The organism is Pseudomonas aylmerensis, assembly GCF_001702265.1.
Taxonomy (GTDB): Bacteria; Pseudomonadota; Gammaproteobacteria; order Pseudomonadales; family Pseudomonadaceae; genus Aquipseudomonas; species Aquipseudomonas aylmerensis.
The window spans coordinates 53,250-70,796 of record NZ_MAUE01000040.1; the positions used below are offsets into that span (position 1 = coordinate 53,250).

17 protein-coding genes are annotated in these 17,547 nt (G+C 63.8%); 9 read left to right on the forward strand and 8 right to left on the reverse strand.

Annotated elements, in window-relative coordinates:
• Positions 1-29: 29 nt before the first annotated feature.
• From BBG20_RS24320 to dctM, 4 genes are all read left to right on the forward strand, one after another.
• Entirely contained in the window at positions 30-845 is an 816-nt protein-coding gene (locus BBG20_RS24320) for an HpcH/HpaI aldolase/citrate lyase family protein (protein WP_065907968.1), read from the forward strand.
• Positions 846-1,018: 173 nt separating this feature from the next.
• Entirely contained in the window at positions 1,019-2,002 is a 984-nt protein-coding gene (locus tag BBG20_RS24325; RefSeq protein ID WP_065907969.1) for a TRAP transporter substrate-binding protein, read from the forward strand.
• A 175-nt stretch (positions 2,003-2,177) separates the two neighbouring features.
• Positions 2,178-2,810, forward strand: coding sequence for a TRAP transporter small permease (locus BBG20_RS24330; RefSeq protein ID WP_065907970.1), 633 nt, complete (start codon positions 2,178-2,180; stop codon positions 2,808-2,810).
• Positions 2,810-4,090: a C4-dicarboxylate TRAP transporter large permease protein DctM gene (gene dctM, locus BBG20_RS24335; protein WP_065907971.1), complete on the forward strand. Its 1,281-nt coding sequence runs from the start codon at positions 2,810-2,812 to the stop codon at positions 4,088-4,090. Before BBG20_RS24330 ends, dctM begins: the two co-directional genes overlap by 1 nt.
• Positions 4,091-4,169: 79 nt before the next feature.
• Here the strand turns inward: dctM and ampC are convergent, their stop codons facing one another.
• The gene (gene ampC / locus BBG20_RS24340) at positions 4,170-5,324 is read right to left on the reverse strand and encodes a class C beta-lactamase (protein WP_065907972.1); all 1,155 of its coding nucleotides are present in this window, start codon (positions 5,322-5,324) and stop codon (positions 4,170-4,172) included.
• A gap of 125 nt (positions 5,325-5,449) precedes the next feature.
• Here ampC and BBG20_RS24345 point away from each other — a divergent pair, with 125 nt between their 5' ends.
• Together BBG20_RS24345 and BBG20_RS24350 are read left to right on the forward strand one after the other, a co-directional pair.
• On the forward strand, positions 5,450-6,325 hold the full coding sequence (locus tag BBG20_RS24345; RefSeq protein WP_065907973.1) for a LysR family transcriptional regulator: 876 nt from the start codon (positions 5,450-5,452) through the stop codon (positions 6,323-6,325).
• 286 nt (positions 6,326-6,611) lie between these two features.
• Positions 6,612-7,505 (forward strand): LysR family transcriptional regulator, encoded by an 894-nt coding sequence (locus tag BBG20_RS24350; RefSeq protein ID WP_065907975.1) that lies wholly within the window; start codon positions 6,612-6,614, stop codon positions 7,503-7,505.
• Here BBG20_RS24350 and BBG20_RS24355 read toward each other — a convergent pair whose 3' ends face one another.
• From BBG20_RS24355 to BBG20_RS24365, 3 genes are all read right to left on the reverse strand, one after another.
• Positions 7,506-8,081 (reverse strand): DUF1349 domain-containing protein, encoded by a 576-nt coding sequence (locus BBG20_RS24355; RefSeq protein ID WP_065907976.1) that lies wholly within the window; start codon positions 8,079-8,081, stop codon positions 7,506-7,508.
• Positions 8,082-8,150: 69 nt separating this feature from the next.
• Positions 8,151-9,653, reverse strand: coding sequence for an APC family permease (locus BBG20_RS24360; RefSeq protein WP_065907977.1), 1,503 nt, complete (start codon positions 9,651-9,653; stop codon positions 8,151-8,153).
• The gene (locus tag BBG20_RS24365; RefSeq protein ID WP_065907979.1) at positions 9,650-10,921 is read right to left on the reverse strand and encodes an aspartate aminotransferase family protein; all 1,272 of its coding nucleotides are present in this window, start codon (positions 10,919-10,921) and stop codon (positions 9,650-9,652) included. Before BBG20_RS24365 ends, BBG20_RS24360 begins: the two co-directional genes overlap by 4 nt.
• Before the next feature lie 243 nt (positions 10,922-11,164).
• Between BBG20_RS24365 and BBG20_RS24370 the strand changes: the two genes are divergently transcribed.
• The gene (locus tag BBG20_RS24370; RefSeq protein WP_065907980.1) at positions 11,165-12,349 is read left to right on the forward strand and encodes a DUF2252 domain-containing protein; all 1,185 of its coding nucleotides are present in this window, start codon (positions 11,165-11,167) and stop codon (positions 12,347-12,349) included.
• A 71-nt stretch (positions 12,350-12,420) separates the two neighbouring features.
• Here BBG20_RS24370 and yghX read toward each other — a convergent pair whose 3' ends face one another.
• Both yghX and BBG20_RS24380 read right to left on the reverse strand, forming a co-directional pair.
• Positions 12,421-13,308, reverse strand: a complete 888-nt coding sequence (yghX, locus tag BBG20_RS24375) for a YghX family hydrolase (RefSeq protein ID WP_065907982.1) — start codon at positions 13,306-13,308, stop codon at positions 12,421-12,423.
• Between the two features lie 44 nt (positions 13,309-13,352).
• A complete protein-coding gene (locus BBG20_RS24380; protein ID WP_065907984.1) occupies positions 13,353-13,847 on the reverse strand; it encodes a PaaI family thioesterase in 495 nt (164 codons plus the stop codon).
• Positions 13,848-13,968: 121 nt separating this feature from the next.
• On the opposite strand from BBG20_RS24380, the gene BBG20_RS24385 reads away from it, so the two are divergent.
• Positions 13,969-14,523 (forward strand): YceI family protein, encoded by a 555-nt coding sequence (locus BBG20_RS24385; protein ID WP_065907985.1) that lies wholly within the window; start codon positions 13,969-13,971, stop codon positions 14,521-14,523.
• Here the strand turns inward: BBG20_RS24385 and BBG20_RS24390 are convergent.
• Positions 14,520-15,410 carry a DMT family transporter gene (locus BBG20_RS24390; protein WP_065907988.1) on the reverse strand — a complete coding sequence of 297 codons (891 nt, stop codon included), beginning with the start codon at positions 15,408-15,410 and terminating at the stop codon, positions 14,520-14,522. The two genes, BBG20_RS24385 and BBG20_RS24390, sit on opposite strands and share 4 nt — an antisense overlap.
• A gap of 90 nt (positions 15,411-15,500) precedes the next feature.
• Here BBG20_RS24390 and BBG20_RS24395 point away from each other — a divergent pair, with 90 nt between their 5' ends.
• Positions 15,501-16,829, forward strand: coding sequence for an aminotransferase-like domain-containing protein (locus tag BBG20_RS24395; RefSeq protein WP_065907989.1), 1,329 nt, complete (start codon positions 15,501-15,503; stop codon positions 16,827-16,829).
• Here BBG20_RS24395 and BBG20_RS24400 read toward each other — a convergent pair.
• A complete protein-coding gene (locus BBG20_RS24400; RefSeq protein WP_065907990.1) occupies positions 16,826-17,467 on the reverse strand; it encodes a LysE family translocator in 642 nt (213 codons plus the stop codon). The genes BBG20_RS24395 and BBG20_RS24400 overlap by 4 nt on opposite strands.
• Between the last annotated feature and the right edge of the window lie 80 nt (positions 17,468-17,547).

Sequence of the window (17,547 nt, forward strand, 5' to 3'; positions counted from 1 at the left end):
ACCGGGGGCGATAACAAGGAAATTGTGTGATGCCAAACCCTCTTGTGCGCTCGGCGCTGTTTGTTCCCGGTAGCCGACCGGAGCGTTTTTCCAAGGCGCTGGCCAGTGGTGCCGACGCGGTGATCGTGGATTTTGAAGATGCGGTGGAAGAACCCCTCAAGCGCCAGGCGCGGGATAACCTCGCGGCGTTTTTGACCGCCAATCCCAGTGCCCAGGTCTGGGTGCGCATCAACGCGCCGGAGCATGCCGAGCACTTCGAAGATGTGGCGTTCTGCAAAGCCCATGCAAATGTGGCCGGCGTGTTGTTGCCGAAGGTGGAAAGTGCCGCCCAGGTCGCCGTGGTGGCCGCCACCGGCAAAGTGATCTGGCCGATTATCGAGAGTGCGCGCGGTTTGTTGGCGGTGGCTGAAATCGCCCGTGCGCCGCAGGTGCAACGCCTGTCGTTCGGTGGCCTGGACCTGGCGCTGGACTTGAACCTGAGCAGCCAAACGCCGGCCGCGCAGTTCGCCCTCGACCAGGCGCGCCTGGCGTTGATCGTGCATTCGCGCGCGGCGGGTTTGGTGGCGCCGCTGGACGGCGTGCACCCGGCCATCGATGACCCCGAGGGCCTGCGCCGTTCGGTCCGGCATGCGTATGAAATGGGCTTTGCCGGCGCGCTGTGCATTCATCCCCGGCAGGTGGCGGTGATCCACGAGGCGCTGGCGCCGAGCGCAGCAGACCTGGCCTGGGCCAAGCGCGTGGTAGACGGCGGCGCCGATGGGGCAGGGGCCTATCAGGTCGATGGGCAGATGGTCGATGCGCCGGTGCTGTTGCGTGCGCAGAGACTGCTGGCTGCGCATAAATAACTCACACAACCCCAGCTGTAGGCGCCGGCCAGCCAGCGCCCGGATTGGATCTTCGTTGTGTGCCGGAGCCGCGTTCGTCCACGCCGAACGCAGGTATCTAAAATTCGAAATTCACTACACGCATGACATCAGGCACCTTGCCCTACAACACAACAATAAGAAGGTGATTTCCCATGCTCAAGCTTTCCCGGGCGCTGCTGTGCGCCGCCACCTTGTTCGCTGCGGGCCTGGCCCAGGCGGCGGATCCGATTGTCATCAAGTTCGCCCACGTGGTCGCCGAAAACACCCCCAAGGGCCAGGGCGCGTTGCTGTTCAAGAAACTCGCCGAAGAGCGCCTGCCGGGCAAGGTCAAGGTCGAGGTGTACCCCAACTCGTCGCTGTTCGGCGATGGCAAGGAGATGGAGGCGCTGCTGCTGGGCGACGTGCAGATGCTGGCGCCGTCGCTGGCCAAGTTCGAGCAATACACCAAGCAAGTGCAGATCTATGACCTGCCGTTCCTGTTCAACGACCTCGCTGCCGTCGACCGTTTCCAGGCTGCCCAGGGCAAGGCCCTGCTGACCTCGATGCAGGACAAGAACATCCTCGGCCTGGCCTATTGGCACAACGGCCTCAAGCAACTCTCGTCCAACAAGGCCCTGCATGAACCCAAGGACGCCCGTGGCCTGAAGTTCCGCGTGCAGGCCTCCAGTGTGCTTGAAGAGCAGTTCAAGGCGATCCGCGCCAACCCGCGCAAGATGAGCTTCGCCGAGGTGTACCAGGGCCTGCAGACCGGCACCGTGAATGGCACCGAGAACACCTGGTCGAACTATGAGAGCCAGAAGGTCAACGAGGTGCAGAAGTACTTCACCGAGTCCAATCATGGCCTGATCGACTACATGGTGATCACCAACGCCACTTTCTGGAACGGCCTGCCGCCGGACATCCGCAGCACGCTGGAGCAGATCATGGTCGAGGTCACCGTCGAGGTGAACAAACAGGCCGAGGCGCTGAACCAGTCGGCCAAGCAGAAGATCGTCGACGCCAAGACCAGCGAGATCATCGAGCTGACCCCCGAGCAACGCCAGCTGTGGCGCGAAGCCATGCGTCCGGTGTGGCAGAAGTTCGAGGGTGAGATCGGGGCTGACCTGATCAAGGCAGCCGACGCTTCCAACCAGTAATTGATTGCTGAAACAAACCCGACTCCTGTGGGAGCGGGCTTGCCCGCGATGGCATCACCTCGGTGTTCCTCAAAGACCGAGTCGCCCGCATCGCAGGCAAGCCAGCTCCCACATTGATCCGGTTTCGTCAGTGACTTGTCGTGAATACCCCCGTCCAGTTTCGCGAGGTTTTGCCATGCAAACGCTAAGGCGCGTCTGGGAGCACCTGGAGGAAGGCTTTATTGCCTTCCTGCTGGCCGCCATGACCCTGGTGACGTTCGTCTACGTCATGCTCAACAACATCTACACGCTGTTTTTCTCGCTGGCCGACAAATGGGCCTTGAGCAGCAATTTCTTCAATGCCCTGGGCGACCACACCATGACCTGGGCCCAGGACATGACCTGGAGCGTGGCGCTGACCAAGGCGATGTTCGGCTGGTTGATCTTCTTTGGCATTTCCTACGGCGTGCGCACCGCCGGCCATCTGGGCGTGGACGCCTTGGTCAAGCTGACCAAGCGCCCGGTGCAACGCGTGCTCGGGATGCTCGCGTGCCTGTGCTGCCTGGCCTACGCCGGGCTGTTCATGGTCGCCAGCTACAAGTGGGTCAGCGCGGTGATGACGGCCCATATCGGCGCCGAGGACCTCGACCAGTACGGCGTCGACGTCGGCGACATCGTGATCATCGTGCCGATCGGCTTTGCCCTGGTGTTTATCCGCTACCTGGAAATTTTCTACCGCATCTTTACCCACCGTCAGGTCGGGTTGGGCCTGGCCGACGAGGCCGGTGAGGCCAGCAAGTTGGCTGGCAGCCATGAGGAGCGTCACTGATGGCCGTGCTCTGTCTATTCCTGCTGTTGTTCGTGTTCATGTTCCTCGGCGTGCCCATCGCGATTTCCCTGGGCCTGTCCGGCGCGGTGTCGATCCTGATGTTCAGCCAGGACTCGGTGAGTTCGCTGGCGATCAAGCTGTTCGAAACCTCGGACGCCTACACCTTCCTGGCGATTCCGTTCTTCCTGCTGTCCGGTGCGTTCATGACCACGGGCGGCGTGGCGCAGCGCCTGATCGACTTCGCCAACGCCTGTGTCGGGCATATCCGTGGCGGCCTCGCGATTGCGGCGGTGCTGGCGTGCATGCTGTTCGCGGCGCTGTCCGGCTCGTCACCGGCGACGGTGGCGGCGGTGGGCTCGATTGCCGTGGCGGGAATGGTGCGCTCCGGTTACCCGAAGGAATTCGGCGCGGGGATCATCTGCAACGCCGGCACCCTGGGCATCCTGATTCCGCCGTCGATCGTGATGGTGGTGTACTCGGCGGCGACGGAAACCTCGGTGGGCAAGTTGTTCATGGCCGGGGTGATTCCCGGCCTGCTGCTGGGGCTGATGCTGATGGTCGCGATCTACATTGTCGCGCGCATCAAGAAGCTGCCGGCGCAACCGCGCGCGACCTTTCGTGAATGGCTGACCTGCGCACGCCGTGCATTCTGGGGCCTGTTGCTGCTGGTGATTATCCTCGGCGGCATCTACAGCGGCATGTTCACCCCGACCGAAGCGGCGGCGGTGGCGGCGGTGTACTCGGCGTTTGTCGCGCTGTTCATCTACAAGGACATGACGTTTCGCGACTGCCCCAAGGTGCTGCTGGAGTCCGGGCGCCTGGCGATCATGCTGATGTTTATCATCGCCAACGCCATGCTCTTTGCGCATGTGCTGACCACCGAGCAGATCCCGCAGGAAATCACCGCGTGGGTGATCTCCGAAGGGCTGACGCCGATCGGCTTTCTGATCATGGTCAACATTGTGTTGCTGGTGGCGGGGAGCTTCATGGAGCCGTCGGCGATTGTGCTGATCCTGGCGCCGATCTTTTTCCCGATTGCGATGAAGCTGGGCATTGACCCGATTCACCTGGGGATCGTGATGGTGGTCAACATGGAAATCGGCCTGGTCCACCCGCCGGTCGGGTTGAACCTGTTCGTGACCTCGGCGGTGACCGGCCTGAGCCTCGGGCAGACGATTCGCGCGGCGTTGCCGTGGCTGATGATCCTGCTGGTGTTCCTGATCATGGTCACGTACCTGCCGTTCATCTCGCTGGCGTTGCCGCACTGGCTGGGCATGTAACCGGCGAAAACACTGCACTACCCTGTGGGAGCCGGGCGAGTCGCACCGCCGCTCCCACAGTTCAGTTTTGTGTCGGATCTCAGTTATCCATCGCGCTCAAAAGCGCATGCGCGACTTTCACGCGCTCACCATTCGGGTAGTTCTTGTTCGCCAGGATCACCACCCCCAGCCCCTTGCTCGGCACGTAGGCCACATAGGCGCCAAAGCCATTGGTGGAACCGGTCTTGTTCACCCACGTATCGGCGAGCGGCGCTCGTGGCGGGGTCAGCCAGTTGACCGGGTGCGGCTGCATGGCCATTTTTGTGGAGTTACCGTCGAGCAATACCTGAAGCGGGACCGGGTAGGGGTACATTTCCCAGCCGAGCCCCTGGGTCATGCCGTCCACGGTGTAATAGCCGGTGTGAGTGGCGCCTATCGCCTGCTGCAAGGTTTTACTCAGGCGCGTCGGGTGCATGTTCACTTCAACGTAGTGCAGCAGGTCAGCGGCACTAGTCTTGATCCCGTAGGCTTCGCTGTCCAGGGCGCCGGGGCTGACGCGTACCGGTTTGCCGTCCTTGCCATAGCCTTGGGCGTAGAGGCTCATTTGGCTTTTCGGCACGTTGATGAAGGTGTGCTTGAGCCCGAGTTGGGGCAGCAGGGTGTTTTCCATCAGTTGATCGAACGGCTGCTTCAGGCTTTGTGCCGCGAGGTAGCCGAACAGGCCCAGGCTCGGGTTGGAGTACAAGCGCTGGGTGCCAGGCGCGAAGTCGGGTTTCCAGTGCTGGAAGTAGCTGAGCATGTGCTGGTTGTTATCCGCCTCGGCGGGAAACAGCAGGGGCAGGCCGCCGGCCGTGTAGGTGCCGAGGTTGAGCACGCTGACGTGATCGAACGTGCCGCCGGCGAGTGCGGGCAAATAGTGGCTGGCTTTGTCGGAGAGCGTGAGTGTGCCGCTGGCCACCGCATAACCGGCGAGGGTCGCGGCGAAAGTCTTGCTCACCGAACCGACTTCAAACAGGGTGTCTTCACTGACGGCTTGCTGTGTGTCTTTGCTGGCGACGCCGTAGTTAAAGTATTGCGCCTTGCCGTCCTTGATCACGCCGACGACCAGGCCGGAAATAGACTGCTGCTGCATCAGGGGTTTGATGCTGGCGTCGGCAACGGCCTGCAGGTCGGCGGCGGCCAGGCAGTGGCTGGCACTTAAAAAGGCCGCGATGGCGGTGAAATTAAGCACGCCAGACCGTAAATGTTTGGGCATGATAAGGCTTCCATGAGAGTGATCGATTGAAAAGAGCCTGCGCGGGCGAGGCAAATGTATGCAGTTCGCCAACCCTGGGCAAACGATGATATCTCGCAGCAGCCATTAGAAATTCTGGGGTCACTATGCTTCGCTCCCATCTGCCGCTGAATGCCTTGCGCGCCTTCGAAGCCGCCGCCCGGCACCTGAGCTTTACCCGCGCCGCCATCGAACTGTGCGTGACCCAGGCGGCGGTCAGCCATCAGGTCAAGAGCCTGGAGGCGCAGCTCAATGTCACCTTGTTCAAGCGCCTGCCACGCGGGCTGATGCTCACCCGCGAAGGCGAGACCCTGCTGCCGGTGGTGCGTGAATCGTTCGACCGCATTGCACATACCTTAGGCCAGTTCGAGGGCGGGCATTACCGCGAGGTCCTCACGGTCGGTGCGGTCGGCACCTTTGCCGTCGGCTGGCTGCTGCCACGCCTGCCGGACTTCCAGAGCCGCTACCCGTTTATCGACCTGCGCCTGTCGACCCACAACAACCGCGTCGACGTAGCTGCCGAAGGCCTGGATTACGCGATCCGCTTCGGCGCCGGTGCCTGGCACGGCACCGATGCATGCCAACTGCTCGAAGCCCCCTTGACCGTGTTGTGCGTCCCGCAGATCGCCGAGCAACTGCACGCGCCGGCCGACCTGTTGAAGCACACGCTGCTGCGCTCCTACCGTGCCGATGAGTGGAACCTGTGGTTCCAGGCCGCCGGGCTGCCCGCCGACACCCTGGTACCGCGCAGCATTGTGTTCGACTCGTCGCTGGCGATGATGGAAGCGGCGCTGCAAGGCATCGGCGTGGCACTGGCACCGGCGATGATGTTCTCGCGGCAACTGGAGAGTGATGCGATTCGCCAGCCGTTCGCGGTGGGCATTACCACGGGCAGTTATTGGTTGACGCGCTTGCAGTCGCGGGTTGAAACACCGGCGATGGCGGCGTTCAAGGCATGGTTGTGCGAAGTGCCTGATCACTGAAGTTGGGTCGACCTGTGGTGAGGGGGCTAGTCCTGTAGTGAGGGGGCAAGCCCCCTCACCACAGGAAACCCCTTCTGCCCAGGACAGCCCCCTCACCACAGGAAACCCTTTCTGCCCAGAACAAGCCCCCTTGCCACAGGACAACCCCTCTGCCCAGGACAACTCCCCTTGGCACAGGACAACCTCTGCAGAGGACAAACTCCCCCCACAGTATTTGTGCTGTCCTTGGTGTCACGCCTCATGCGATTCTCACCCTTGGCCCAAAGGCTTATCACAAGGAGCCTCGATGCAAACTTCCGGCGTGGACATCCGTCAACTCAAGGCCTTTGTGGTGGTGGCCGAGGAGCTCAGTTTTGTGCGCGCCGCGACTCGCCTGCATGTCTCGCAACCGGCGCTGTCCCAGACGATCCGCCAGTTCGAGGCGCTGCTGGACGTGCAGCTGTTCCAGCGCAACACCCGCAACGTCGCACTGACGGAGGCGGGCTTGGCGTTGCTGGTGGAAGCGCGAGACATCGTCAACGGTGTCAGCCGCCTGGTACGCACCGCCCAGGAACATGCACGCGGGGTACGCGGTTCCCTGAATATCGGTTTCTTGATCGGCGCGGGTGTCGACCTGATGCCACAGATCCTCAGCGTGTTCGCCAGGCGCTATCCCGAGATTGAACTGGTGGTGCGTGAATACGATTTCGGTTCGCCCCACGCCGGCATTGACGACGGTATGGACGTCGCGGTGTTGCGCCCGCCGCTGGGCCTGTCGGAGATCGAGTTGCACACGCTGGTCACCGAGCCGTGCGTGGCCTGTCTGGCGTCCGGGCATCGCTTGGCCGGCGAGAGTCGCGTGAGCATTCATGACCTGCTCGACGAGCCGATCATCGCCGCGCCGGGCAGCGGTGTATGGCGCAGCTACTGGACCGCCGACGCCTATCGCAATGGCCAGCCGGCGCGCATCGTGCACGAAGCCTCGACGGTGGAAACCGAATTGCAGGCAGTCGCCGCCGAGCGCGGCATCAGCATCACCGCGCTGTCCACGGCACGCTTCTACGCGCGGCCGGGGCTGGCGTTTCCGGTGATCGCTGATATGCCGATGTGCGCCGTCGCGGTGGCCTTGCCGCCACATCCCAGCGTGGCCGCGCGCAACTTTGCCGAATTGGCGCTGGAAGTCGCCCGCAGCCGGGGCTAGTCAGGACAGGTCGTGCAGTGACTTGCCGTTGGGCGCGCCCACCTGCCATTCGGAAAACCGCACCTGCAGCCCTGCGCGTTCCGGTGTGCAGCAGTAGGGGCCCACCTGGTAGGACGCGGCGACCGGGAAGGGCGCCAGGCGCACCAGCGGCCAGTGCACGCCGTCCACTGACACTTGCACCCGCAGCACGCCATTGGCCACCGTGGCGCGAATCCAGAATGCCTGCGGGTCACCGGGAAAGACACCGGTGGCCCAGTCCGAGACCTCGTCGGTCAACACGCTGCTGAGCAGCGTCACGCCATCCGACAACTCGGCGCCGATCTTCACCCAATGCGCTTCATCCACTCGCACCATCAAGCCGGCCTGGTCGTAAAGCTCGGCGAAGGCGCCTTCGACTTTCACCTGGGCGGTGAATGCGCCGGCAGTTTGCACGTGCAGGAAGTGGCCGTTGTCGCGGACAAATCCATAATGGGTTTCACGCCAGAAGTCAGCGTGGGCATCGGTGACGACGGTCAGGTGGTCAGCCTGCCGCGTCCATTGTTGCGGCGGGTTGAGCCAGGTGGCCTGTGCAAACATCGGTCAATCTCCTTGAGGGTGACAACACAAAACCCCGCGTACGGGGTTTTATGCAGGGCCTGGTGCGGGTTAGTGATCCAGCAATTTGCTGCTCGGCCCGGCACTGCCATTGTTGAGGCGCGTGCGCAGCGAGAACAGCCACCACAGCACACCGACGCCCAGTGTAACGCCGGTGGTGAGGGCGCCGGTGTGGCTTTCTTCGGGCACGCTGAGGGTGAGGATTACCGCGATGGCCCAGGCGCCGCCCAGCAGGATCATCGGCAACAGCCAGCGGCCGAGGCTGAAGACGCCCTCGGGCGCGCCGGGCATGCGCCCGCTGCGGTAGGCCAGGAACGCCGCGATCAGCGTCAGCAGGTAGGTGCAGTAGTAAGTCAGCCCGACCATCGAGTAGATCGCGGTGACAAACCCGCCGCTCGCCAGGTTGAGCAGCACGGCGATGGCGGTGATCAGCACGATGGCGGCCACCGGCGTGCCGAAGTGCGGGTTGATCTTCGCCAGCACCTTGGAGCCCGGCAGCATGTTGTCGCGCGACAGGGCGAAGGTCATGCGCGTGGCCACCGCCATATTGGCGATCAGGCACGCGAGGATCGACGCGAACGCGATTACGATCATGCCCACCCCCGCTGCGTTGCCCAGTTGCAGGCGCACGATATTGATCACCGGGTTTTCGCTGTGGCTGAGCAGGTCGCTGACCGAGCCGGGGATGGCAATGCTCAGTAGCGCGAACACCACGAAGCCCAGCACGCTGGACACCAGCACCGCACGGATCATCGCCCGGGGCGCCGCGCGGCGTGGGTCCTTGGTTTCTTCGGAAAGGTCCGCCGCGCCTTCCCAGCCCAGCAGCACCGATACCGGCAGCAGGGTCGCGAGGGCGAGGGTGGTGAAGCTGATCTCGCCACCGCTGACCGGTTGCGCCGAGGTCAGGATCGCCACGCCCTGGGTGTGCTCGAAGAAGAACAGCACTCCCAGGAACAAGGCAATGGCCAGCAGCACCGTGCCGATGATTTCGATGATCGCGCCGATGTCATTGATCCGCGTGGCGAGGCGAATCCCGCAGATGTTCAGCAGGCCCACCACCAGCGTGGCGCCGATACTCAGGCCCTGGATCTGGCCTTGGGTGGGATTGGCCCAGATCTCCGGCGCGAACACCGTGCCGATCGCCGCCGAGGTGGCGGCGGTGCCGGCGACAAACGAGGTGAACGCCACCCAGCCGGTGAACCAGCCGAAGTGATTGCCGGCCAGGCGGCTCGACCATTGATAGGCGTAGCCGGTCAGCGGAATGCGCCCGGCCAGGTGGCAGTAGACCATGACGATGCAGCACACCAACGGGATCACCAGCAGCCATAGGAGGATGCCGATACCGCCGACCCGGTTGAACGGGTCGGCAAACAGCGTGACCACGCCGGTGTTGATCGAGACCATGGAAAAGGCCAGCGCAAACGAGGTGAAGGCACTCATGGTGCGGTGCATTTTTTGCTCGTAGCCGAGGCTCGCCAGGTCGGCATCGTCGCCGGACAGTGGTGCCTGCGCATTCGGTGGGGCGGTCACCGGGGTGTCGACAATCGTGCTCATGACCGTTGCTCCTCGAGGATGCCGATGACGTCGTCCAGCACATCCAGGGCCTTGGCCAGCAGCGGGCGCTCGATGTCCAGCGGCGGCTTGACCTTGATCAGGTTGCCCAGGCCGGCGTAGCGGCTCTCGCCGAACAATACGCCGCGTTCCACCCCAAGGCGATACACCTCCTGGGATTCACGGCACGCCGGCTCCTTGGTGGTGCGATCCTTGACCAGCTCGATGGACGCCATCAGGCCCGGGCCGCGCACATCGCCGATCAGCGGATGGCGGCTCTGCATCTCCTTGAGCCGCGCGGTGATGTAGTCGCCGGAATCGCGCGCCTTCTCGCACAGGTTGTCGGCGACGATGGCCTCCACGGCCGCGTAGCCGGCGGCCAGCGAGACCGGGAAGTGGCCGAAGGTCAGTGCTTCTTCGCCTTCGTCGAACCACTTGAGCTTGTCATCGGCGAGGATCCCGGCCAGCGGGAAGCCACCGCCCACGCCTTTGCCGAACACAATGATGTCGGGCAGTACGTCGTAATAGTCCGCGGCCCACATGGTGCCCATGCGCCCGAATCCGGTTTGCACTTCATCGAAAATCAACAGCACGCCGAGGCGATCACAGATCTCGCGCACGCCCTTGTAGTACGAACGCGGGAACTCGATATGCCCGCCATTGCCCTGGATCGGCTCCATCATCACCGCCGCCACGCCGCCGTCGACGCCCTTGAGGATGGTGTCTTCGAGCAGGCCGAGGCACAGCTGGGACTCGGTTTCCGGATCCAGGCCCAGGCGGGTGCGGTAGGGGTTGGGGTGCGGCACGCGGGTGAAGCGTGGCTGGATCGCCAGGAACGGGTTGTTCGGGTGCGGCCAGCTGGCGCCGAGCGTGGCCAGGGAACGGCCGTGGTAACCGTCCTGCAGCACCAGCAGGTTCTGCGCGCCGGGGCGGTTCTTGAACGCCAGCTTCATCGCCATTTCACCGGCGAGGCTGCCATGCAGGGCGAAGCCCATCTGGTTGAGGGAGGCCGGCGAGACTTCGCGCAGCTTGGCCACCAGCCGGGTGTGGGCCGGCGAGCCGAAGTTGGGGCGGATGTGGGTCATGTCGCGCAGTTGCGCGATCGCCGCCTCCACGACGCGAGGGTCATTGGCCCCCAGGTTGTTCGACCACGCCTGGGCGGTGCAGTCGATATATTCCTTGCCTTGGTCGTCCCATACCAGCGAGCCACGGGCCTTGACCAGGTTGATCTTGGCGGACGCCTGGGGTGCGGTGTTCATCACGTCATTCATCTGCGTTATCTCTTTTATTAGGGCGGCAGTGTTTGTGGATGTGTGCAGTTAGGGTTATGACTCGCTGCATCGAGTGAGACCGATGCTAGCGCGCAGGGGACGACGATTAGAAAGACCGATTGGCGTGGGATTGTTTGGCGTGGCTTATAAATGGTGGCGGCGTTATGCCATTTATTTTTGAAACATAATGAAACATTCTCCCGAGGACGAGGCTCTACCGCTACACCTGCACTGAGTTCTTCCATGAAAATACCGCGTCCCTCCGCCCGCATGCCGCACCTCACCCAACTGCGCAACCTGAAGATGGCGCGCTCGGCCCACGCCTATGTGCGCGGCAGCACCGTGCAGTTCTACGAGTGGCTGCACAGCCAGATGGGCAGGCGCCTGCCGCAGGGGCCGGCCATCTGGATCTGCGGCGATTGCCACGCCGGCAACCTGGGCCCGACCGGCGATACCAAGGGCCGCATCGACATGCATATCCGCGACCTGGACCAGGCGGTGATCGGCAACCCGACCCATGACCTGGTGCGCCTGGCCCTGTCCCTGGCCACTGCCGCACGGGGCTCGGACCTGCCCGGAGTGACCACCGCGCGCATGCTCGAAGAAATGATGATCGGCTACGAACAGGCGTTCAAGGACAAGCCCGACGAGGCGCCGCCGCGTCCGTCCCAGGTCAAGGCCGGGATGCGCAGTGCAGTGGCGCGCACCTGGAAGAATCTTGCGCGTGAGCGCATTGAAAACGTGCGGCCGACGATTCCACTCGGCAAGCATTTCTGGTCGTTGTCTCGCGCCGAAAAAACCGCGCTGGAAAGCGTCTGCGCCTCCGATGAAATCCACCAGTTGGTCACCTCGCTCAAAGGGCGGCCCAAGGATGCCAAGGTTGAGTTGCTGGACTCGGCCTATTGGGTCAAGGGCTGCAGTTCGCTGGGCCTGCTGCGTTACGCGGCGTTGCTGGGGGTGGGGGACAAGGACGACCAGGAATATTGCCTGATCGATATCAAGGAAGCCGTCGGCGCCGCGGCACCGCGTGCGGCACGTGCCAAGATGCCGCGGGATAACGGGCGTCGGGTGGTGGAGGGCGCGCGCCAGCTGTCACCGAGCCTGGGCGAACGCATGGTGGCGACGCGGTTTCTCGACCATGGGTTTTTTATCCGGGAACTGCTGCCCCAGGACATGAAGCTGGAGCTGGATGAGTTGAGCGAGACCGATGCGATGCATGCCGCCGGCTACCTGGCGCGGGTCGTCGGCATCGCGCATGCCCGGCAGATGGACCGTGACGCGCGCAAGGACTGGATGGCAGTGTTGCAGGAGAATCGCTCCAAGCAGCTGGATGCACCGTCCTGGTTATGGACCAGTGTGGTGCAACTGGTGGGGAGCCATGAGCAGGGCTACCTCAATCATTGCCGGCGCTACGCACTGGAACATTGATCTGCTGCAGGAGTCGGTGTGCCGGCGATCGCGGTCTGCCTGACACACCGTGATCGCCGGCCATGGCGTGGTCAGGCCAGGTATTTTTTGAACCAGCCCAGTGTGCGTTCCCACGCCAGGTTCGCCGCCGCCTCGTCATAACGCGGCGTCGAATCATTGTGGAAACCGTGGTTGGCGCCCTTGTAGATATAGGCTTCGTACGTAGTACCGGCCGCCTTCAACGCCTGCTCATAGGCCGGCCAACCCTCGTTGATCCGCGTGTCCAACTCGCCGTAGTGCAGCATGATCGGTGCCTTGATGCGCGGCACGTCCTTGGCCTCCGGCTGGCGCCCATAGAACGACACCGCCGCGCCCAGTTCCGGGTAGGCGACTGCGGCCGCATTGGTCACGCCGCCGCCGTAGCAGAAGCCGGTGATGCCGACTTTGCCGGTGCTGCTGTCGTGGTGCATCAGCCATTCGATGGCGGCGAAGAAGTCGTTCATCAGCTTGGTCGGATCGACTTTCTGCTGCAATTCCACGCCTTTTTCATCATTGCCGGGGTAGCCGCCGACCGAGGTCAGGCCATCCGGCGCGAGCGCGATAAACCCGGCCTTGGCCAAGCGCCGCGCGACGTCTTCGATATAGGGATTGAGGCCACGGTTTTCGTGCACGACCACCACCGCCGGCAACTTGCCGGCGGCTTTTGCCGGACGCACCAGGTAGCCGCGCACGTTGCCATTGCCCTTGGGCGAGGGGTAGGTGATGTAGTCGGCGACGATGTCCGGGTCGGTGAACTTCACTTGCTCGGCCAACGCATAGTTGGGGCTCAGGGCGGCGAGCAGGGCGGAGGCGGTGAGGCCGCCGAAGGTGAAGAGCGCGGCGCGGTCGAGGAATTCACGGCGGTTGATCTTGCCGTGGGCGTAGCCGTCGTAGAGTTCCAGCAGTTCGGGGGCAAAGTCTTTCGCGGTGAGACGAGTCATCGGTGCAATCCTCGATTAGCGGTGACAGACACTGTAGACCAGCCTCAGTCTGCGCGGCCATGGGCGGCGGCGGCCAATTGACCGGTGTCGACCCGCACGAACAGCGAGTCGCCGATGGCCGTGAGCACGTCGCCGGCGTAGACCTCGCAGACCACGCGGGTCTTACGTCCCACCTCGCCCTCGACGCGGGCGCGCAAGGTCAGCGTCACGCCCATCGGCGTGGGCTTGATGAATTTGATCCCCAGGTTGCCGGTGACGCAGTCGATGCGCGGCAGGCTGCCGGGCTCGCGGTGTTCGGCGCGGTAGTGATAGGCCATGGCGGTCCAGTTGGAATGGCAGTCCACCAGCATCGCGATCAGGCCGCCGTAGACCAGGTCGGGCCAGCCGCTGTATTGGGCGTCGGGCAGGTGCTCGGCGACCACGTGGACGCCGTCGGCATCCCAGCGGCTCTTGATATGCAAGCCGTGTGGGTTGCTGCTGCCGCAGCCGTAACAGATGCCTTGCGGCGCGGTGATGTCCTGTAGCGAAGGGGAGTGCATGCAACGTCCTTATTATTCTCGGGCGACTACTCTATTTAGCAGGGCGCGCGCCGGATGGGAATAAATCCGTGGCATGAGGTGTTAGCTCAGTACTGTGTCCTGTCCTCTTGCGGAGCGTTGCATGAAGCCTTTCATTTACCTGGCTGTCCTCCTCGGTGGTTGCGCCAGCGCCCAGGCGGTGGAGTACACGGACGTCAACCGCACCGCCAGCCAGATCAGCTTTACCTACCAGCAATTGGGGCAGAGCGTGTATGGCACCTTCGGCGATTTCGAGGGCACGCTGAGCTTTGACACGCAAAAGCCCGAGGCCGGGCATGCGTTGCTGAAGATCCAGTTGGCGAGCATCGACGCCGGCAGCCCCGACGCCAACGACGAGCTGCAACGCGCCTCCTGGTTCGACACTGCGACTTACCCGGTGGGCGTGTATGAATCCACCGCCGTCACGCCCCTGGGAGGTAACCGCTTCAAGATCAGTGGCAACCTGACAATCAAGGGCGCCACGCGCCAGGTGGAGGTCGACGTGGTGCTCAAGGAGCAAGGCGGCATTGGCGTGTTCGACGGCAAATTCATCCTCAAGCGCAGCGATTTCAAGATCGGCGAGGGTGAATGGGCCGGCAACAGCGTGGTCTCCGACGGTATCGACATCAAGTTCAAGATGGTTGCGCCACAGCGCTAGCGGGCGAAGCGCTTGGCGCCTGCGACGCAACCGATCACCGCCAGCGTCACCAGCACCATGCCCAGGCTCACCTGTTCATGCAGCAGTCCCGCCGCCAGCGCCAGGCCGAAGAACGGCTGCAGCAGTTGCAACTGGCCGACAGCGGCGATGCCACCCTGGGCCAGCCCGCGGTACCAGAACACGAAGCCGATCAACATGCTGAACAGCGCCACATAACCCAGGCTCAACCAGGCCGGCAGGCTGATCCCGCTCAAGGTCGACGGCGCCAGCAGCAGGCTCAGCGGCGCCACCACCGGCAGCGCCACCACCAGCGCCCAGCAGATCACCTGCCAACCGCCGAGGCTGCGCGACAAGGTGGCGCCTTCGGCATACCCCAGGCCGCACACCAGCACCGCCAGCAGCATCAGCAGGTCACCCGCCGGGGCGGCGCTCAAGCCCTGGGCCACGGCATAGCCCATCACCAGCACACTGCCGAGGACCGAAAACAGCCAGAACACCGGGCGTGGCCGCTCGCCACCGCGCAGCACGCCGAACACCGCCGTGGCCAAAGGCAGCAGGCCGATAAACACGATGGAGTGCGCCGAGGTCACGTATTGCAGCGCCAGGGCCGTGAGCAAAGGGAAGCCGATCACCACGCCCAGCGAGACGACCGCCAGGGGCGCCCATTGGTGGCGCGCAGGCCGTTTCTCCTTGAACAGCCGGAGCAACAGCAGGCCCAGCACGGCTGCAATGGTGGCGCGCAGCAGGGTCAGGAACACCGGGTCGAATTCCATCACCGCCAGGCGCGTGGCCGGCAGCGAGCCGCTGAAAATCACCACGCCGATAAAGCCGTTGATCCAGCCTTGGGTACGGGTGTCCAGGTTGCTGAAGGGGGTTGTGCGTTCCATGAGGGGTATCCAAGAAAACTGCGGTTGCGTTCGCGCCATCCTAGAGGCGAGTATTAGGACAATCAAAAAATTGTCATGGATACATCACCTATGCCGCGCGCGCGTTACAAATCCCTGGTCGATACCTTTGCCGACGACATCCGCAGCGGCAGGCTGGCCCCCGGCACGCGCCTGCCGACTCATCGGCAACTCGCCGCCGACCATGGCCTGGCGCTGGTCACGGCCAGTCGCGTGTACACCGAGTTGGAAGCGATGGGGCTGGTCAGCGGCGAGACCGGGCGCGGCACCTTCGTGCGCGAAATCGCGTTGCCGCCGGGGCAGGGCAGTGGGCAGATGAACGTCGCGGCCGGCCTGCTCGACCTCAATTTCAACTACCCGTCACTGCCGGGCCAGGCAGATTTGCTGCGCACCGCCTTGCGGCAGTTGGCGCTGTCCGGCGACCTTGAGGCGCTGCTGCGTTACCAGCCGCACGCCGGCCGCCTGCACGAACGCGCTGCCGTCGCGCGGCACCTGCTCAACCGTGGGCTGACGGTCGAGGCCGAGCAGGTGCTGGTGGTCAGTGGCGCCCAGCACGGCTTGGCGGTGACCCTGATGGCATTGCTCAAGCCGGGGGATGTGATCGCCGTCGACGCGCTGACGTATTCGGGCTTCAAGGTGCTGGCCGAGACCCTGCACCTGGAAATACTCGCCGTGCCGGTCACCCCCGCCGGGCCCGACCTGCAGGCCCTGCAAACGTTGTGTCGCCAGCGCCCGGTGCGGGCCGTGTACTGCATGCCGACCCTGCATAACCCGCTGGGCTGGGTGATGGAAATGTCGCAGCGCGAGCAGTTGGTGAGCATTGCCCGTCAGCACAATCTGATGCTCATCGAGGATGCGGCCTACGCGTTTCTGGTCGAAAACCCGCCACCACCGCTGGCGACATTGGCACCCGAGCGCACGGTGTATGTCGGTGGGCTGTCCAAGAGCATCGCCACCGGCTTGCGCGTGGGTTTTATTGCCGCGCCGCCGGCGTGGGTCAAGGTGCTGGAGCGGACCATCATGGCCACCACCTGGAACGTGCCCGGCGTGATGAGTGCCATCGCCGTAGCGTGGATCGAGGACGGCACGGTGGCGCAACTCGAAGCGCAGAAACGCCAGGACGCCCGCGCCCGGCAAGCCCTGGCCGCGCAGGTGCTAAAAGGGCTGGCGACCATCAGCCATCCCACGTCGTACTTTCTATGGTTGCCCCTGGCGGAAGAGGTTCGCGCCGACCAGGTCGCCATGACCCTGCAGCGCGAGGGGGTCAGCGTGTCGACAGCCGAGCCGTTTGCTGTCTCCGCCCATGTGCCGCACGCACTGCGCCTGGCCTTGGGGTCGGTGGACATGCCTGCGCTGCGCGAAGCCTTGCTGACCGTGCGCCGGGTTGTCGGGCCGTACTAGAGCGTCTGGCGTCGCAGGCTCAGCAGCGCGGCGCCGAAGCCAATAAACGTTGCCCCCACCACACGGTTGACCCACCTGGAAAACACCGGGCGCGCCAGCCAGCCCTTGGCCTGCGAAGCCAGCAGGGCATACAGGCTCAACGACAACGCCGAGAGCAGGATGAAAATCAGGGTCAACACCAGGAACTGCGGCACCAGCGGGGCGTGCTGGTCGAGGAACTGTGGAAACAGTGCGGTGAAAAACAGCACCGCCTTGGGATTGGTCACTGCGGTCAGGAACGCCAGCTTGTAAAGCTTCCAGCGACTCGGTGGATTGACGCGGGCGGGGCCCTGCGAGCCGGGCGCGAGTGTGCCGGTTTTTTTCAGCAGGCTGCTGGCGCCCAGGTAGAACAGGTAGCCGGCGCCGAGCACCTTCACGGCATTGAAGACCCACTCGGAGCTGATGATCAACGCACCCAATCCCAGCATCGCTGCCGCCGACATGCAGAACAACCCGCTGGCATTGCCTGCGGTTGACCACAACGTGGAGCGCGCGCCATAGGCCAGGCTGTTGTTCAGGGCCATCAGGATGGCCGGGCCTGGGCTGGCAATGGCGATGGCGGCAACGAGGGTAAAGGCCAGGATCGAGTGAGTGTCCATATTCAGGCTCGGTGAGTTTCGGAGTGCTGATGCTAACCCGATCCTCACCTTCGCGCAGAGTGTTCCTCAGTCACGGGCGA

Coding starts and splice junctions, on each gene's coding strand:
- BBG20_RS24320 (WP_065907968.1), top strand. CDS start 30: ATGCCAAACCCTCTTGTGCGCTCGGCGCTGTTTGTTCCCGGTAGCCGA.
- BBG20_RS24325 (WP_065907969.1), top strand. CDS start 1,019: ATGCTCAAGCTTTCCCGGGCGCTGCTGTGCGCCGCCACCTTGTTCGCT.
- BBG20_RS24330 (WP_065907970.1), top strand. CDS start 2,178: ATGCAAACGCTAAGGCGCGTCTGGGAGCACCTGGAGGAAGGCTTTATT.
- dctM (WP_065907971.1), top strand. CDS start 2,810: ATGGCCGTGCTCTGTCTATTCCTGCTGTTGTTCGTGTTCATGTTCCTC.
- ampC (WP_065907972.1), bottom strand. CDS start 5,324: ATGCCCAAACATTTACGGTCTGGCGTGCTTAATTTCACCGCCATCGCG.
- BBG20_RS24345 (WP_065907973.1), top strand. CDS start 5,450: ATGCTTCGCTCCCATCTGCCGCTGAATGCCTTGCGCGCCTTCGAAGCC.
- BBG20_RS24350 (WP_065907975.1), top strand. CDS start 6,612: ATGCAAACTTCCGGCGTGGACATCCGTCAACTCAAGGCCTTTGTGGTG.
- BBG20_RS24355 (WP_065907976.1), bottom strand. CDS start 8,081: ATGTTTGCACAGGCCACCTGGCTCAACCCGCCGCAACAATGGACGCGG.
- BBG20_RS24360 (WP_065907977.1), bottom strand. CDS start 9,653: ATGAGCACGATTGTCGACACCCCGGTGACCGCCCCACCGAATGCGCAG.
- BBG20_RS24365 (WP_065907979.1), bottom strand. CDS start 10,921: ATGAATGACGTGATGAACACCGCACCCCAGGCGTCCGCCAAGATCAAC.
- BBG20_RS24370 (WP_065907980.1), top strand. CDS start 11,165: ATGAAAATACCGCGTCCCTCCGCCCGCATGCCGCACCTCACCCAACTG.
- yghX (WP_065907982.1), bottom strand. CDS start 13,308: ATGACTCGTCTCACCGCGAAAGACTTTGCCCCCGAACTGCTGGAACTC.
- BBG20_RS24380 (WP_065907984.1), bottom strand. CDS start 13,847: ATGCACTCCCCTTCGCTACAGGACATCACCGCGCCGCAAGGCATCTGT.
- BBG20_RS24385 (WP_065907985.1), top strand. CDS start 13,969: ATGAAGCCTTTCATTTACCTGGCTGTCCTCCTCGGTGGTTGCGCCAGC.
- BBG20_RS24390 (WP_065907988.1), bottom strand. CDS start 15,410: ATGGAACGCACAACCCCCTTCAGCAACCTGGACACCCGTACCCAAGGC.
- BBG20_RS24395 (WP_065907989.1), top strand. CDS start 15,501: ATGCCGCGCGCGCGTTACAAATCCCTGGTCGATACCTTTGCCGACGAC.
- BBG20_RS24400 (WP_065907990.1), bottom strand. CDS start 17,467: ATGGACACTCACTCGATCCTGGCCTTTACCCTCGTTGCCGCCATCGCC.